The sequence below is a fragment of the Chlamydia sp. genome (genome assembly GCF_017472245.1).
GTDB lineage: Bacteria > Chlamydiota > Chlamydiia > Chlamydiales > Chlamydiaceae > Chlamydia.
Map to the genome: position 1 here is coordinate 45647 of NZ_JAFUQR010000007.1, position 16040 is coordinate 61686.

Sequence of the window (16040 nt, forward strand, 5' to 3'; positions counted from 1 at the left end):
GCTAAAGGAGAGCTTTGGGCTTTGTAGACTAATCTTCGCAGTCACAACAACCGTGGTCATAGTTACTTTCTTTATACGTAGAGTATTCAGGTTTTAGGAGATCTAAAATTCTTTTGAACACTTCTTCTATTGATGCGTTTGCGTCGATGGTAACGAGTTTCTGTATACTCGCATAATAATCAAGAACTGGCTGAGTTTCTCGCTTATATGTTTCAATTCTATTGAGGATTACCTCTGGAGTATCATCAGATCTTCGAACAAGAGTCGCGGAACACCGAGGACAGCAAGAGAAACCTTGTTGTTCATTATAAGTCCCTTGACAAGATGGGCATATATAGCGAGAAGTTAGGCGACTAAGTATCTCCTTATCAGAGATGTCTAGAAGAATTACTTTATAATCGGGGAAATACGAACAAAGAAATTCATGTAAAAGCTCTGCTTGAGCTACAGTCCGCGGAAACCCATCTAAAACGGCACCATCCTCAGGATGCGATAGAAAAGAAAGTTTTCGTAGCAAGGTATCTTGTTGTAGTTCATCAAGTCTTTCATGAACTAATTTCCACACTAGCTCATCAGGAAGTAGCTTGCCTTGATCCAAACAAGATTTAATTTCTTGACTAAGAGGTGTATCTTTAGAGACTGCGACCCTAAGCAGATCCCCTGAACTAATATGCAAGAGAGACAGCTCAGATGCTAATAGCTTTGATTGGGTGCCTTTCCCGGATCCTGGGGCTCCCATCATGATAAGAAAAAGAGAGGGTTGATCCATATAGTCCTAAAAAATATCTCTGAAGGCAGCAAAAAATATTGCCGAAAGGGTAGAATGTACACGAGTTTTTATTTTTTCGGAACATAAGCTGTATAAAAATTTTTCAATAAAAGATTTTTAATTGGGAAAATCTTTTTTTATAAAAACTTTTGGGTCAATATGATCAGCAAGAATTCTTTGCAACACTGATAATAGGATAAAAGATAGTGGAGCACTACTTATTAACAGCAAAATTACTTCTTCGTGGATGTGGTTATACGTTGTTTATTACAGCGATTTCCTTAGTGTGCGGATTTGTTCTTGGTTGGATGATAGGAACTATCAATTCTCGATATTTCCCTTGCCGAATAACTAAGTTTTTGGGGAATTTTTATGTAATGGCAGTTCGGGGGACTCCTTTATTTATTCAAATTTTAATTGTGTATTTTGGTTTGCCTTCACTAATAAAAGTGAATTTATCTCCGCTTGTTGCAGGGCTTATTGCCCTGACTCTAAATTCTGCAGCATACTTAGCAGAAAATGTTCGTGGAGGTATTAACACACTTCCTCTTCAGCAATGGGAGGCAGCGAAAGTCCTGGGATATAAGGGACCACAAATATTTTTGCATATTCTTTATCCCCAAGTTTTTAAGAATATTTTGCCTTCTATAACGAATGAATTTGTTTCTCTGATTAAAGAAAGTAGCATTCTCATGGTAGTCGGAGTTCCTGAGCTAACAAAGGTAACAAAAGATATTGTGGCTCGAGAGCTGAATCCTATGAAGATGTATTTGATTTGTGCGGGGTTATATTTGATGATGACCTCTGCTTTTTCTTATTGTGCTAGATTGTCGGAGAAGGAGACTTCATGACTGTTAAAGTTCAAGATTTGACTGTGACTGTAAATGGCAAAGAGATCATTTCACAAGTATCGTTCTCTTTACTTCCTGGGCGCATCACTTTATTCATTGGAAGAAGTGGATCAGGGAAAACTACAATTTTGCGTTCTTTAGTAGGGTTGGCTCCTATTTCTAGGGGAAGTATTCTTGTTGAGGGAGACTCTCCAGGATTTGTGTTTCAACAGCCCGAACTTTTTCCACATATGACAGTATTGGATAATTGTGTGCATCCACAGATAGTAGTCAAAAAAAGAGGGGTCGAAGAGGCTAGAGAAAAAGCAGAAGACCTTCTTAATTTATTAGAAGTTCGGGAACACATGTCAAGCTATCCTCATCAGTTATCTGGAGGACAGAGACAACGTGTTGCTATTGCCAGAACGCTTGCATTAGACACGCGAACGATTCTCTTCGATGAGCCAACTTCTGCTTTGGACCCTTTTTCTGCATCGAAATTTTTCCAAATGATTCTTTCTTTGAAAGAGAGAGAGATGACCATTGCAATGTCTACTCATGATATGTTACTGATTAATCAATGCCTAGATAGGGCGTATCTCGTGGAAAAAGGGCGAATTGCTGGCTTCTATGATAGCCAAAACGAAGACTCACAGGCAAGTAGTCCCGTAAAACAGTATCTTTCTTTACAAGAGACTTCTTTAGGGTTTCATGAGTAGAGGAGAGAGTCATTTTGATTCGAAATTTTCCCAGGGGAGAGGCGTAATTGTTTGCGGAGGAGTGGGTTCTCCCAATGATGAGAACAATTTGTCTGCTAATGAGTTTAAAGGTCCAGCGAGTGTATAGCTTTTCAGTAAGGCAATGCGAGCATATGCGGAAGACCAGTCAATTTCTGGAGATGCAATTGGTCCTCGGATTTTAATTAGGAAAAAATTTTTTGTTTTCAGCATAGTATTGCGGAACAGCTTTTTAATTAGCTCGGGATCAATACCCAAAGTCATTGCTAATCGTTCACGAATCACGTCTGTTTTCCCCCATAAAGCTAAGCGTATGCGGCCGTCAATCAGGGCATCGAAGCGCTTGCAGATAATTTGACCATTTTGTACGGAAAAAAATATAGGAGTGAACCAGGCCTCGACACGTTGCTGTTCTGCTTCAACGTCTAAGAATTGAAATAAATCTTGCATGGTTCCTGTATTAGTAATTTCTATTTTTCCAAAATCTAAAGAAGCTGATTGAATATGAAAATTTTCTAAAGAGTATGGCTTCACGGGGAGATAAAAATCTTGTTGATTTACCCGTAAACTGACGGGATGTTTGGAATAGGCTCCTCCCTCGGAAATGAGCGGATTAAACTCTCTTAGAAAGGCCTTATTAATTTCCTCATTAATGTGTAAAGATGCTGTCAGGTCTTCTTTTAAGAGGATGGCATGTTCTGTAAGTGCCAAAGGGAAGTAGGCTGTGAGGTTTTCAGAATCTACTTTGATAGTTAAAGGTCCTTCTCCTTTAACGAAGTCATTGTGAATAGCTACTTGGATTTTAGGCCCTGCCAAAGAAGTGAGCTTAGCACGAACTCCTGGAGAAATGGGAAAAATCCCTGTGATAAAAGAGGTTGGAATATTAGTCCAGGTGGCTGTTTGAGTTAAAGCTCTTGTCTCATTCATTAAAATGTTTTTGACTTTGCCTTCGATTACAAAAGATATAGGATTTTTGTTGTCTTGGTTAGGAGTTAAACAGTTTCCATTGAGTTTATATTGTATTAAATCATTTAAGTTTTGCGCATGAATGGATCCTGTTACATTGTTCACAATGAAGTTTTCTTTAGACAAATGGTCGTAAAAAACTAGGGGGGTTGAAGATAATTGTCCTTCTATCCCACCCTCCGATAATAAGGCTAGACAGGAATAGCCAGTTTTCTTGTCTGAGCAAGATATTTTAGAGAGGTCAAGGCGGACTATTGTTGGCCGGTGCAACACACAAGAAGGAGAACAAGAAGTTTTTTCAAAAAATGAACTATAACGCTCAGGAGAAACTTCCCATTGTAATGTCCCTCGAGTTTGGGTGGTTAGAGATAATGAATGGTCCATGACAAAACGAAAATCTCCAGTAAGAGCATCGGTTTTAATTGTAGAAGAGATTGTGATCGGGTCTTCTTTATGGGGAGAATAGAGAAATTGGAAGGAGGCTTCTCCTGTTTCTCCAATATAACGAGATAGAGAGGCATCCTTATTCTGTAATCGAATAAACCGGTCTACAGGAAATTGCAGAAGTTCTCCGGAAGCTTGAATTGAAATGTTTTCAGTTGTCCAAGGAGAGTCTGGATCTAAAGATGAGATAACTATGTCAGGAATAAGAACTTTTGTTTCTGGTAGGAGAGGTGATTCTGGATCTGATAATGATATTTTTACATTCCCCTTTAGTAAAGCTTTGCTCCCATCAGAATGTAGAGAAAAACTGGAGCGTGTTATTTGTAGTGGAGCGAATTTAGAGGAGTAAAGATCTAGAGGTAAATTCGCTAGCGTCCCATAAATGAGAAGCGAGGAGTTAGAGGGCTTGATTTCTTCACTAGCTTTACCGAATTTCCCGTGAATGAAAATTTCATTTTCTCCTGCAAGAAGGCGCCCAGACAGTTTAGGTAGAAAGATATGTTTTTGAGCAAAGTGTATCTTACCGGAGAAAAAAGCTTGTATTTGTAAGAAATGAGGAGATAAATGCTCTTTCCAACGTTCAGAAGTTGTATAGGCTCCTTTCCCATTAAATTGTAAAGTTTGTAAGGGACCAGAAAGATGGCAAGACAGGCGTAGAAGAGGGTTGTCTAGTAAAGCTTCGCAAGAGATCTGCGAATTGCGATAAGTCCCTTGGATATCTAAGGTATAATAAGGAACTTCAAGTGGAGTATTGATTTCAAAAGGTTTAGGGAGAAGAGCGCGTAAATAAGTATGGGGTAGAAGAGAGTGCTGAATGCGAAATTCAGCAGAATGTTTACGATTGTCTATAGAAAGCGTGCTATGGATATAGGAGGAAGAAGCTCCTCCCAGTTTCGCTGCGGAAGAAGACCGAATTATTGTAAAACGGTCCGTTTTGTTCACAGAAATTTTGGTATTCTCTGTTTGAATAGAGAGATTAGGATCAGAAGTTTCTACGGAAATTTGTGGTAAGTTTGCCTGTAATGAAAATTCGGCAGAGCTCCATTTTGATAAAGAGATAGGGATTTTGGCTTCTGATATGAAAAAGTACGTTTCTTTTGAATGAATGGGGGTATTCACTGGAATAAATTCTGAGAGTATGCTGGAAGCTATTTGAGGTTGTAAAACTATAGAAGAGGCGCTTCCTTGTGTGATTAAAAATGTATTATCACGAATGTCACCACGAAGTTTTGCTGTGATTTGATTTCCTTCTGTTGACAAAGTGATCAATGTAGAGTCTTTTTTTTGAGTAGCTTTTGCTGTTAAGTTGATGAGATCTTCTGTTGATAAAATACGGTCAATGGAAGGAGAGGCAATAAATAACTTGAAAAGTGAAGCAGGCACTGAAGACAGACTGATATTTAAAACGAAATTGGGGGATAAGGCTCCTTCTACAGATACAGAGCCTTGAATGTCATTTTCTTTTGTGAGAGCTCGGATAAGTAATTGTTGAGCGGTTTTTTTGACATAAAATCCTGAAACAGAGAGTGTAGATCCTTTTATAGTTTTCATTGTTATAGAACCTAACTCGGAGATAATGTCGCTACGTTCTATTCTAGACAGAAGAGAGCCTGGGTCTAAGTGATAAAGAGAAGGAGCATTGATGGATAAAGATTCATCGATTTGTAAGGACCATCCTGTAAGAGTTAAGGCTTTTGGAAATCTATAAAGAAGCAACCGAGGAAGGGATCCCCGTATAACAATATTTTCTGCAAAAAATATTTCTGATTCTGAATTGATACCACGAATGCGGACTTTTTTAGCAGTTTGAGAACCAAACCAGGACAGACTTAATTGTTCCACTTCGCATTGTAATCCAGTTTCTTTATTCAAGATAGAAAGAAAGATGTACTTTCCAGATTCACTAGAAAAAATTTTGGGAAGCAAAATAACAAAAATTAACGGTAGACCTACGAGTAGGTAATAAGTAAGTCTTTTGTACCAAGGAGAACGCTTCATGAATTCACTTTTTTAGCAATTTCTGAAAGGGACAGGTTATGTGAGCTTTTTTTGATTTCAGCAAGCATACGGATAAGGTCTTTTTGTATAGGCTTTAGAGAAGATGTACAGATTTTTGAGAATGAGGAGGATTTTGTAAGCTGGTTAAAGATAACGTCTATATGAAGACCGGAAATATTATGAGCTGGCTTGTAACCTTCTTTGTGTTTTAGAATCAGACTCTCTTTTTCTAAAATGTTTAAACATTGGGAGGCTTCTCCAATAGAAGTTTTTGCCTTTTTAGCGAGATAGCTAACAGTAGGTGGAGGAAGAGATCTATCGAAATATTCCGTAATAAGAGCCAAAAAGTACAAACACAAAACAAACTTAAGATAACTATTAGGGAAAAGATTATCTTTAGGGATAAGAGTGTTAAATCCTTTATTCTGTAGTAAAAAGGTTAAGGCGCCTCCGAATAAGTAAATGATAGCGTAAAGATAAAGAAGTAAGAGGAAAGAAGGTAGGGCAACTAAAGCCCCATAGGTAAAGCTGTAATTAAAGATATACAGCTGTAAACAAAAGAAAATTTTTTGAGAAACAACCCAAGCGCTACCGGCTATAGCAGCGGAAAGAAATGCGGCAGATTTTTGTGTAGGAACTCTGGAAAGGAATGCGTAACAACAAAAAAGTATTCCGTATAGCAGGATGTAGGGGACTAACCGCGAGATAATATAAACGCAGACCATAGTATGGTTGAAACTAAATAATTTAGGGTAATTGATAGGCATGATCTGTGTAATATAAATCCAAGATCCACAAACAATAATGAAAATCATTGGACTGATAAGGGTAATGATCAGATAGCTAATTAGTCTTTTTAAAGAGGCCTGCGTAATTCCTGAGCAAAATATTTTATTTAATCCATCTTCTAATGATTGAAGCATAAGAATACCTGCCCAACAGAAAACAAAGAAACTGCTGACCAGAACTACTCCAATGTTACTTGTTGTTGAATAAGCTGCTTCAAAAATGGCTAAGATTGGGATTTTGTAATCTGGGAAATGGAACAATAGCCATTCTTTCCAATCTAAACTAATAAATAGATACTGAGAAAGTCTTAGAAAAAAGACGAGTATTGGAATGCAACTAAATAATCCGTAATAACTTAATACGCAGGCTTCTTTAGAGGCCTCATTGTGATAAAGGACTTGTGGAGCGTTTAGAAAAGATCTGATTACGAAATTGTTGCGAAAAGCAAGGTGAAGCTTTTTAAAAAAAGACAAAGGGCGCAACATGACGAAGCTATAATAATAAAAAAGATCCTAACAAGATTTTAAACTAAAAAGAAAATTTTTAATTATTACTTTTTAATTAAAGATCACGATCTTTTTAATGCTGAGATAAACAAGAAAAGTGGGAATTCTTTGCGACAAAGATTTTCTGCGCGAGCTCTTTTCCCAGATGAATTTTTTGGAGAAATCCATTCTTCAATATTTTCAATGAGGAAATGATTGTCCGATAAAGCTTTTGTCCAATAGCTTAGAGGAAAATGGAAAGAATAGGTCGTTTCAGAGTATTTTTCCCCAGGATGAGCCACAATAGGAATGGCTAAAGGAGAGAGGTAACGATCTATTTTTCTCGATAAAAGTTTCTTAGGTTCATCATAAAGCCAGGAAGAGAGGCGAGGGATACGGAAGCATGGATGGTTCAATACGATGAATAATCTACCTTGGGGAGCTAAAAGCTTTGCTGTGTGTGAAATCGCCTGCTCTGGAGATTCCATGTTTTGAAGAGATAGGATAGCAACGGCATCAGAGAACCGATTATGGTATGTTGTCGGTAGAGGCTTGGTCATATCATGGTGAAGAAAGCAGTGAGACCGCGATGAAGCACTTTTTTTAGCAAAACGCAATAAACTGGGGGAAAGGTCTATCCCTAAATAAGAAAGTGTTTGAGGTACATGTTTCTCTAAAATACCTTGACCACACCCTATATCAACAAGAGATGACGTGGGTGAAAAACGGAACTTAGGAAGCAAATTTGGAAGGATAACCTGTTTGTGGTAAAAATGACCCTCACAATCGACAGCCTCATGGTAATCATGAGCGATGGCTTCCCAGGAAGTGTCTTGGGGCTGCTGTTTCGCGGAGTATTTTTTTTGATACGAGGATTGGCTGGAAGCCGCCTTTTTAGGCATAAAAAAGTGTTCCAATTTCTTATTCTTGAGTAAGATAAGTTGTTTCTAATGTTTCGTCAAGAAGGAATTTACGTAAAATTCTTAACAAAAAATTTAAAGTCAAAAACTATAATTCTCTCTGTAAAAAATAATAAGTTTTTTTTGACTAAAAAGATTTCGTCTTCGGAATAGCTGATTTTTTCCCTCTAAGGTAAAATACTCCCCAGATTGAGTTTTTTTTGTAAAACTCTTCTTATCAGAGATAAGCTTCCGGTAAAACTGTTTAAAGGCAGGTTCATAAAGAAGAGAGCAAGATAGAAAAGATTCCACTGTAGGAGGTGGGCGGTTATGGCTTGTTGTGCTTGTGTGTATGGTTACGATGAGGTCTGCCATAAGGAGACTACGGAAAAAGTGGTCGCAGTTGGAATAGACTTCATGCTTTTCCATATAGCTGCAGCTGTAGCTACAGTTATTTCTGCTGTGATGCTCTTAATTAGGTTGCTTGTTTGTATTTTCCACAATTATTGCTCTTCGGAAAAGCCAATAAATCTCCTTCCTATGACAGAAAGTCGTATTGAGTGGCTCTCACTAGTTCCTGTTTTAGGACCTATGGTGGTTGCCGCGGTTGTCTATGCTAAAGCCAGGGAAGATGGTTATGGATGTCTGGACTCTTTAGTGTGTGCCATGCAATCTCCATGGATGTTATTGGATTCCATTCGCTTAAATCGAAAAGATCCAGAATTTTTGACAGTCTAAGAAATACCCAAGAGCTTTTTTGAAAAAAGAATAGAAAAAGGTTTTCTGAAAATGATCAATTACGGCTCGAATCTACAATGTCAAGATGTTGGCGTAACATACAGCGATATTCAGTCAATGCTAAGTAGTGCAGCTCATTCTTCTGGCGGTGTAGGGCTTTTGACTCCTAAGGCGCGTTCTCCTATGAGCTGTTTCTGTTCTTCTGAGGGGAATTATGATGCCAAAGTTTTAAGAACTCGCATTCAACAGTTTGTTCAATATTCGGGCCCTGTTGATGGATTTTATTCTGTGCACAATGAAAGAATTTTGTTCGATGAGGCTTTTATTCCTACTGTGATTAAAGCTGTAGAAGCAACTTTTTGGATATCTGCTCTCACTAGATTGAGAGATGATCAACCTTCGACATGTGATACTGTAATTATGAGTTGCTTTGTTGGTCTGATTTCATTGGCTTGCGGAGCTATGTTTGTAGCTATTGTTTCTTGTGCTCTTAAGATTCACCGTATTTTGAAAATTTTGATGCAGGTACGTGTATGCAAAAAAAATGTATTGCAACAGATAACTCCTAAAGCAACAAATATTCGTTCTGCCTTTGTAAAACTTAAAGGAATTATTGCTTTGCGAGCGCTTGATCAAGTTGATCGAGCCTATCGTAAACTAAGAAGTAAGATGATCGCTTCTTTTGTTGCTAATTTATTGATCACGATTGCTTTTGGAGCTTTACTAGCTTCAGCAGTGATAGCTGCGTTCTTTTTTGGCTCGGTGAGTCTTGGGTTGATGAGTGCTTTCTTTGGATGTTTAGGAGGAGGTCTTGGAGCTCTGGTTATCGGGATGCTTGTAGGGATTGTTTCCGCAATTTGTCAACGTCGTTATAAGCAAGAAGCTGCACGGTATATTCAAAGAGGAGCGCTCTATTCTCTTATTTTTGAACAAATGCAGCGCTATCCTAAATCTTTCTTCAAAGATGGTGTAGCAAAAAGTGTTGTTGCTTTTCAGGCTGAAGAATCTTTAGCTAATGGAGAGTTGATTTGGGAAGAGATGTCGAGTGTTACAGCTTGTTTAGGTAGAGAAGGGAGAGATGCTCAGGCTTACTCTTTTATTTCTATAAATCCCTTGGATGCTTGCGTAGAAGAAGCTTTCTATCCACAGAGTTTTTTGCCCGAAAAAACTTGATCAAAGATTTTTCTGCTCATAGCGACAAGTTTATGGTATAGTTTCTCTTTAAGCTTTGAATATGCTTAGAGAGACATATGGGGTATTCTTTTTTTCTTCGAAAGCTTGCTGGGGTAGAGTTCATAGAAAGCCCTGGAAATCCTGATCATCCTGCGATCATTTTCTGCCATGGATATGGGGCTAGCGCTGACAATCTTACGTTTTTCCCTTCTATGTGCGTTTGTGAACATCTTCATCCTACATGGATATTTCCTCAAGGTATAGAACGGCTTCCTCATGAGTTGGGGGGTGGACGAGCTTGGTTCCCTTTAGATACGAAGCTTTTTGAAAGTTTGATTTCCTCTCAGGAGATTACTGCCGAAACTGATCTCTTGTATCAGCAGTTGTTAGATGTGGATTTTGAAAAACCTAGACAAGCCTTGGAAGGGTTGATTCATGAATTGGGAAGGCCAAGATCCGAGGTGATTATAGGAGGCTTTAGTCAAGGAGCTATGATGACAACCCACCTCATGCTTTCTTCTCGCCTTCCGTATAAAGGAGCATTGATTTGCTCTGGTGCAGCTGTTCCTAATCAATCATGGGAGGAGAAATCTCTATTATGTGGAAAAACTCCTTACATACAAAGTCATGGGTATGATGATCCCATATTACCATATTTTTTGGGTGAGCGTTTGTATAAAACACTAGCTTCTTCTTTAGAAGGCCAGTTTATTGCTTTCCATGGAGGACACGAAATCCCTGTTATCATGATGCAAAAAATACAGGAAAGCATCACTTTGTGGAGCCAAGTGTGAGTCAATAGAGAGAGTTGTTAGTGTTTTTACCTGAAATTGACAAAATTAAAGCTGGACAGGTTATTGCTTTCCCAACGGATACTGTATATGGTCTAGGAGTGGCTCTTCAAGCTCCCAAAGCAGATGAGCGTTTGTTTGCTCTTAAGAGAAGATCTTCTCAGAAAGCTTTATCGGTCTATGTTTCTTCTTTGGAAGAGCTGGAAATGATTTCTCAGCTTTCTTTGGGGGCTTCATCTAAAAAAATAGCACAAGCATTTCTTCCAGGACCTCTTACCCTAATTACAAGACATAAAAATCCTAAATTTTCGCAGAAAACTTTAGGATTTAGGATAGTTGATCATCCCGTAGTTAGGCAGATTATAAAGCAAGTTGGGCCTTTGCTAGCTACATCTGCGAATATATCTGGATTCCCTTCAGCAGTTTCTTCTGATGAAGTAAAACAAGACTTCTTGCATGAAGACGTCCTGGTGATTCCTGGAGATTGTTCTATAGGTTTAGAGTCGACTGTCGTAGATCCTGAAGAGGGTGTTGTATATCGTGAGGGGGTAATTTCTATTGCGGACATAGAAGCTGTTCTCGGAAAAAATTGTGTTTGCACCACTCAAGAGTTTGTTTTTAGGAAACAGTTAATGATTCATGTAGTGAAAAATTGTACAGATTTGCACTCATTCCTCTCTGTTAGACCTAACTTTAAAGGTGTGATATGTAAACATCCTCGGCCACTTACTTTTTACTCTGTACTGAGGCAAGCTTTACGATCGTCTACACAAGAAGTTATTTTTATTTATGATTTAGGGGATACAGAATATCCCATTCTTTCCCGCTTTTTAGGAGTAAGTTATGATAGTGGATATGCATTGTGATATGCTGTCGCATGAAAATTTTCTTGTCTCAAACCCTGCTGTAAGAAGTTCTCCTGATCAGTTGATAGAAGGTGGGGTTAACTTGCAGGTATGTGCCTTATTTACAGAGACACAAGAGTTCTCCACGTTAAAAAAACAAAACCGGTTATTTTTTTCCTTGATTGAAGAAGATCAGCGATTAGTTCCAATATCCTACGAACCTCAATTAGAAGGCTCTTTAAAAATAATTCGCAGTATAGAAAATGCTTCCGGACTAGGATCTGATGATCTTCCTTTGCAGAAACTTTTTGATGAGCTCTTAGTATTGCATGAACAGGGGCCCTTAGCATATATGGGTCCTGTTTGGAATTTTGCGAATCGCTTTGGTGGAGGTGTTTTAGAGCCTAAACGGCTTTCAGGAGAGGGGAGAAACCTTTTAGAATTATTGCATGTTTTAGCTATTCCTGTAGATCTTAGTCACTGTTCGGATCCTTTAACGGAAGATATTTTAGATTTTACTGCAGATAAGTTTCCAGATATGCCCGTGTTGGCAAGTCACTCTAATTTTCGCAAAGTGCAAAATGCTGCACGCAACTTACTAGATGAACATGCTAAAGAGATTTTCGCTAGGAATGGAATCATTGGATTGAATGGGATGAACGATTTTGTAGGAGCTTCTTTAGAAGACATGAAGAAGCATATAGCTCATGCCCAAGAACTAGGGATTGCAGATGGATTAGTATTGGGAACAGATTTTTTCTATACAGATGAAGACAAGTTTTTCCCCAATTTTTCCACAGCTAAGGATCATCCAAAATTACATACTTTAATAAGAGACTTTCTTTCGATCGATCAAGCACAAGCCTTATTAGCAGAAACAGCTCATAAATTTTTGGATAGAGTGGTTGAAGTTCAAAAGAAAGTCGTGAACAAAATTTCGTTTTAATGAAAGTCGGTGTAAGACAAGTCTACACTCCCTGAAGGATAGTGAATAACATTGTCCAAGGGTCTAGCCAAGATGTAGTCATATTCTATGTGGTATAAAGGAAGACAAGTCAAGTTAGCCATTGCTGCTTGGTCAAAATAGGAGCGAGTCAAAGGATAAAAAGCTATAGACGTTGCTGTAGAAAGAGAAAATTTTTGAGCTGCACGTTTTTGAACAAAAACATGGTATTCTAATCCTTCAAGGGATAAATCTATTCCTGCATTCCGGCATTGTTCTTGTAGTACTTCCGCTAAACGTTGGCAGCGTACAACGTTATTTGGGTATATCATTGTCAGCTTTCCAGATAGTGGTGTTGTAGGCATTTCATTGCCAGCTGCTACACAATTGCTATTTGATAAAAGATTTTCAGCTGGTAGATAGCGATTGCCTAATGCCTGCTTTAAGAGTTTTTCTTTTTGGATCGCAGAGATCAATTTTTGGCGGTTTTCTAAAGAAGATAGCACTGGATCTTTAGGATTTAGGATTAACCAAAATGTGCCATCTACAGGGTAATGAGTGTACAAAGGGAAAATTGAGCAAAGCTCGGAAGGAACCCCTTGGTGCCAAGGTTGCCCAACCCAATCTATTTCTCCCTTTCGCAACAAATGTAAAGCAGTATACACATTGGGAATGATGCGAAAATTGATGCGATGAAGTTTTACGCGAGCGCAGTCGTAGTAATGAGGATTTTTTTGTAAAACAAGAGATTGTCCTTGCAAATAAGTTTGAAGTGTAAAAGGTCCTGAAGACACCAGAGGATTCTGTGGACGATATATGGAAAACAAAGGTGAGGCTAGTATAGCAAGAAGTTGGGAATTAGGCGTTTTTAATTGCACAACGACTTCTGATGAATTCGGAGAATAGAAAGAAAGATTTTCAAAAAGCTGCGGGTAGCGGCCTGTTTTTAATGTGTGTTCCCACGCAGTAATAACATCTTCTGCTGATAAACGAGAGCCATCACTCCATTTGGCATCTTCACGAATGAATAAGCGATAAAGCGTCTTATCTTCTGAAGCTTGGTAAGAAGAAGATAGAGCAGGGACAATTTCGGAAGATTCTTCTCTAAAGAGAGTAGTAAACAAAATTTTAGATAAAGAACAATTGAGAGCATTCTCGCCCCTTTCAGGGGAAAGAGTGCGAGGGTCATCATGAATGGCTATTGTTAACGTGTGCTCTGGTGGAATGGAAGAGCAATTTACGGTTACAAGAGCGGTAATAACAAAAACGATAGAACGAAAACCCATAATTTTTTTACTTATTTTTGAGCACAATCAGAAGCTTTTGCTTGTTGCCGGTTCTATTTCAGAAATGTATAATTTCTTCTGAATAGTAGGCAGTATAGTATTGTTAGAGAAAAACACACAGTATTTTCTCAGAAGAAAATTTTTAAAATTGAAAAGAGTGGAACCAATGTGGAATGAGATATTGTTTTTTCTACAAATAATTCTTGTGATTGGTTTGGGGGCTTTTTTTGCTGCAAAAAGTATCATGTTGTTAGTTGCATGGGCTTCGTTACTTTCTGTTATTATGAATATTTTCGTATTGAAACAAATTATACTATTCGGATTCGAAGTCACTGCAGCAGATGTTTACGTAATTGGACTTTTTTCTTGCTTAAACTGTGCGAGAGAATTTTGGGGGAAGGAGCAGACCAAAAAAGTGATTTTTATATCTTGGTGTAGCACTCTTTCTTTCCTTCTTCTCACCCAACTCCATCTCTACTTAGTTCCATCTCCAAGGGACTTTAGTCAAAATCACTATGAAGCTTTATTTTCTCCATCTTTTCGGCTTATTGTGGCATCAATTGTCACAACTATGATCGTGCAATTTATCGATTTTAGAATTTTTGGCTGGTTAAAAAAACATTCGCAGGGGCGTGTTTTTGGTTTGCGTTCTGCTTTTTCTGTCGCTTTTTCTCAAAGCATAGATACCGTAATTTTTTCTTTTTTAGGTTTATATGGATTCGTCGCTAATCTTTTAGATGTGATGTTGTTCTCTCTATTATCTAAAGGGGCTGCGCTTCTATTAGCTTCTCCTTGCGTTGCATTAGCTAAAGTGTTTTATAACCGATGGAATAAAGAAAAAGTTTGTTTCAGAAGCTAGGTTTTTACAAAGAAACCTATATTTATTTTTACTAATTAACATAGAGTTGCTAACATCTTCGCATTTTCATTCCGTTTCTATGGAAAAAGTTTTTTTTGTAGTACGGTGGGAATAGAAAAGACAGGAAAGGACTTAAGAGTGAGAAAGCCCAATAGAAATGATCCTTGCCCTTGCGGATCCGGTAAAAAATATAAGCAATGTTGTCTACAATCTCGGACACAGGCTGTTCGTCATACTCCTGATGGGAAGTTTAGATTTTCTATAACAACAGCTCCTGATATAGGCTCTTCTACCAAAAATTTTGCCAAGCTTTTTCAGCAATCGTTGGATTCTTGTCCTTCAGAACAGAAGGAGGGGATGAAGATGAATAAATTCTCGATTACCAAGAATAAGGAGTTTGTAGGGAAGCGCGCTATTCGTAAAGCTAAGGCAAAAGAAGAGCGGATTATTTCAGAAAAATTAGGTCAACATGAGTTTCAAGTTGTAGATGCAGGAGCTTCGATAGAAGAGATATCCTCTTCTCAGGAGTGCGTGCAGGAGCCTTTTATTCCTACAGAAGAAGATTATCGTGTGCAAAGAAAAGAAGATGAGCAGGATTTAGAAAATTCTTAATTTTTATATTGCGAATAAAGTTTTCTTTTTGACATAATCCTCCCTCTTAAGCTGGAGTAGCTCAATAGGCAGAGCATTCGATTTGTAATCGAACGGTTGAGGGTTCAATTCCTTTCTCCAGCATCTTTAAGGGGGTGTCGCATAGCGGTCAATTGCATCGGACTGTAAATCCGACTCCTTACGGATACGTTGGTTCAAATCCAGCCACCCCCAGGATCTCTTCGTAAATCTTCATACAGTTAGTCACTTGTAAAATTAGAATAAGTTTTAAAACTTTATCCTTTTACCTTTGTTTCTTTTTTATTTTTTAACAAAATTAAATTAATTTTTTGACTTCTATTTAATTGTTTGTTTTTTATTCGAAATAAAAACTTGGAACAATAAATGAGTGCTTCTGACAAAATTATTAATGATTGTCGGTTCGACTTTGACACAACCGTTCATGGAGATCTTTTAGCCTCAAATCTGACCACAGAAGGTGACATCACAGTGAAGGAAGTTTCTGCAATAGAAACTTTTTCTGTAGAAAGAGACGTTGATGTGCAAACAAAAGACATCATTGTTAATGGTCTGACTGGGGCAGGGGGATATGATTTAACTACTCAAAATAAAATCTCGATTAATCTTAATGGTAATCGATTGAGTAATGTCAAACGCCCTGTTAATGATACAGATCCGGTTCCTGCAAATTACATTCGTACTCCAGAATATTATTTTTGCTCATTGCAAGATGGGGCAAGAATTGAGTGGAAGCAGGGGAATCCGCTTCCTCTGATAGGCCCCTCTCGTACAGTTTACCAATCGTCTCGTATTGAAGAGTTTATTCGATTTGTTGATATCAATAGATCAACGGAAAATTTAACAGAATATTTTAAA

At 38.1% G+C, this 16040-nt stretch carries 14 protein-coding genes, 2 tRNA genes and 1 pseudogene; 12 read left to right on the forward strand and 5 right to left on the reverse strand.

Annotated features, from left to right (window positions below):
- Positions 1–28: 28 nt before the first annotated feature.
- Positions 29–769, reverse strand: coding sequence for an adenylate kinase (locus tag IJ490_RS02975; protein ID WP_291893782.1), 741 nt, complete (start codon positions 767–769; stop codon positions 29–31).
- Positions 770–975: 206 nt separating this feature from the next.
- On the opposite strand from IJ490_RS02975, the gene IJ490_RS02980 reads away from it, so the two are divergent.
- Both IJ490_RS02980 and IJ490_RS02985 read left to right on the forward strand, forming a co-directional pair.
- Entirely contained in the window at positions 976–1620 is a 645-nt protein-coding gene (locus IJ490_RS02980) for an amino acid ABC transporter permease (protein WP_291893785.1), read from the forward strand.
- Complete coding sequence (locus tag IJ490_RS02985) at positions 1617–2318, forward strand: ATP-binding cassette domain-containing protein (protein ID WP_291893788.1); 702 nt, start codon at positions 1617–1619, stop codon at positions 2316–2318. The genes IJ490_RS02980 and IJ490_RS02985 overlap by 4 nt, the downstream gene beginning before the upstream one ends.
- A gap of 9 nt (positions 2319–2327) precedes the next feature.
- Here the strand turns inward: IJ490_RS02985 and IJ490_RS02990 are convergent, their stop codons facing one another.
- From IJ490_RS02990 to IJ490_RS03000, 3 genes are all read right to left on the reverse strand, one after another.
- Positions 2328–5744 (reverse strand): hypothetical protein, encoded by a 3417-nt coding sequence (locus IJ490_RS02990; RefSeq protein WP_291893791.1) that lies wholly within the window; start codon positions 5742–5744, stop codon positions 2328–2330.
- Positions 5741–7018, reverse strand: a complete 1278-nt coding sequence (locus IJ490_RS02995) for a YihY/virulence factor BrkB family protein (RefSeq protein WP_291893793.1) — start codon at positions 7016–7018, stop codon at positions 5741–5743. Before IJ490_RS02995 ends, IJ490_RS02990 begins: the two co-directional genes overlap by 4 nt.
- 83 nt (positions 7019–7101) lie before the next feature.
- On the reverse strand, positions 7102–7920 hold the full coding sequence (locus IJ490_RS03000; protein ID WP_291893797.1) for a class I SAM-dependent methyltransferase: 819 nt from the start codon (positions 7918–7920) through the stop codon (positions 7102–7104).
- Between the two features lie 327 nt (positions 7921–8247).
- Between IJ490_RS03000 and IJ490_RS03005 the strand changes: the two genes are divergently transcribed.
- From IJ490_RS03005 to IJ490_RS03025, 5 genes are all read left to right on the forward strand, one after another.
- Positions 8248–8655 carry a hypothetical protein gene (locus IJ490_RS03005; protein ID WP_291893799.1) on the forward strand — a complete coding sequence of 136 codons (408 nt, stop codon included), beginning with the start codon at positions 8248–8250 and terminating at the stop codon, positions 8653–8655.
- Between the two features lie 51 nt (positions 8656–8706).
- Positions 8707–9828: a hypothetical protein gene (locus IJ490_RS03010; protein WP_291893802.1), complete on the forward strand. Its 1122-nt coding sequence runs from the start codon at positions 8707–8709 to the stop codon at positions 9826–9828.
- Positions 9829–9905: 77 nt separating this feature from the next.
- Complete coding sequence (locus tag IJ490_RS03015) at positions 9906–10622, forward strand: alpha/beta hydrolase (RefSeq protein ID WP_291893805.1); 717 nt, start codon at positions 9906–9908, stop codon at positions 10620–10622.
- Between the two features lie 20 nt (positions 10623–10642).
- Positions 10643–11485, forward strand: a complete 843-nt coding sequence (locus IJ490_RS03020) for an L-threonylcarbamoyladenylate synthase (RefSeq protein ID WP_291893808.1) — start codon at positions 10643–10645, stop codon at positions 11483–11485.
- Positions 11463–12410, forward strand: coding sequence for a membrane dipeptidase (locus IJ490_RS03025; protein ID WP_291893811.1), 948 nt, complete (start codon positions 11463–11465; stop codon positions 12408–12410). The genes IJ490_RS03020 and IJ490_RS03025 overlap by 23 nt, the downstream gene beginning before the upstream one ends.
- On the opposite strand, the gene IJ490_RS03030 is transcribed toward IJ490_RS03025, so the two are convergent.
- Complete coding sequence (locus IJ490_RS03030; RefSeq protein ID WP_291893813.1) at positions 12407–13693, reverse strand: ABC transporter substrate-binding protein; 1287 nt, start codon at positions 13691–13693, stop codon at positions 12407–12409. The two genes, IJ490_RS03025 and IJ490_RS03030, sit on opposite strands and share 4 nt — an antisense overlap.
- Before the next feature lie 166 nt (positions 13694–13859).
- On the opposite strand from IJ490_RS03030, the gene IJ490_RS03035 reads away from it, so the two are divergent.
- The 5 genes and pseudogenes from IJ490_RS03035 to IJ490_RS03055 all read left to right on the forward strand — a co-directional run.
- Complete coding sequence (locus IJ490_RS03035; protein ID WP_291893816.1) at positions 13860–14552, forward strand: queuosine precursor transporter; 693 nt, start codon at positions 13860–13862, stop codon at positions 14550–14552.
- Between the two features lie 138 nt (positions 14553–14690).
- Positions 14691–15164, forward strand: coding sequence for an SEC-C metal-binding domain-containing protein (locus tag IJ490_RS03040; protein ID WP_291893819.1), 474 nt, complete (start codon positions 14691–14693; stop codon positions 15162–15164).
- Positions 15165–15214: 50 nt separating this feature from the next.
- Positions 15215–15287 (forward strand) — tRNA-Thr (locus IJ490_RS03045).
- A gap of 7 nt (positions 15288–15294) precedes the next feature.
- Positions 15295–15377 (forward strand) — tRNA-Tyr (locus IJ490_RS03050).
- 171 nt (positions 15378–15548) lie between these two features.
- A pseudogene (locus IJ490_RS03055) lies at positions 15549–16040 on the forward strand (hypothetical protein); the annotation flags it as partial.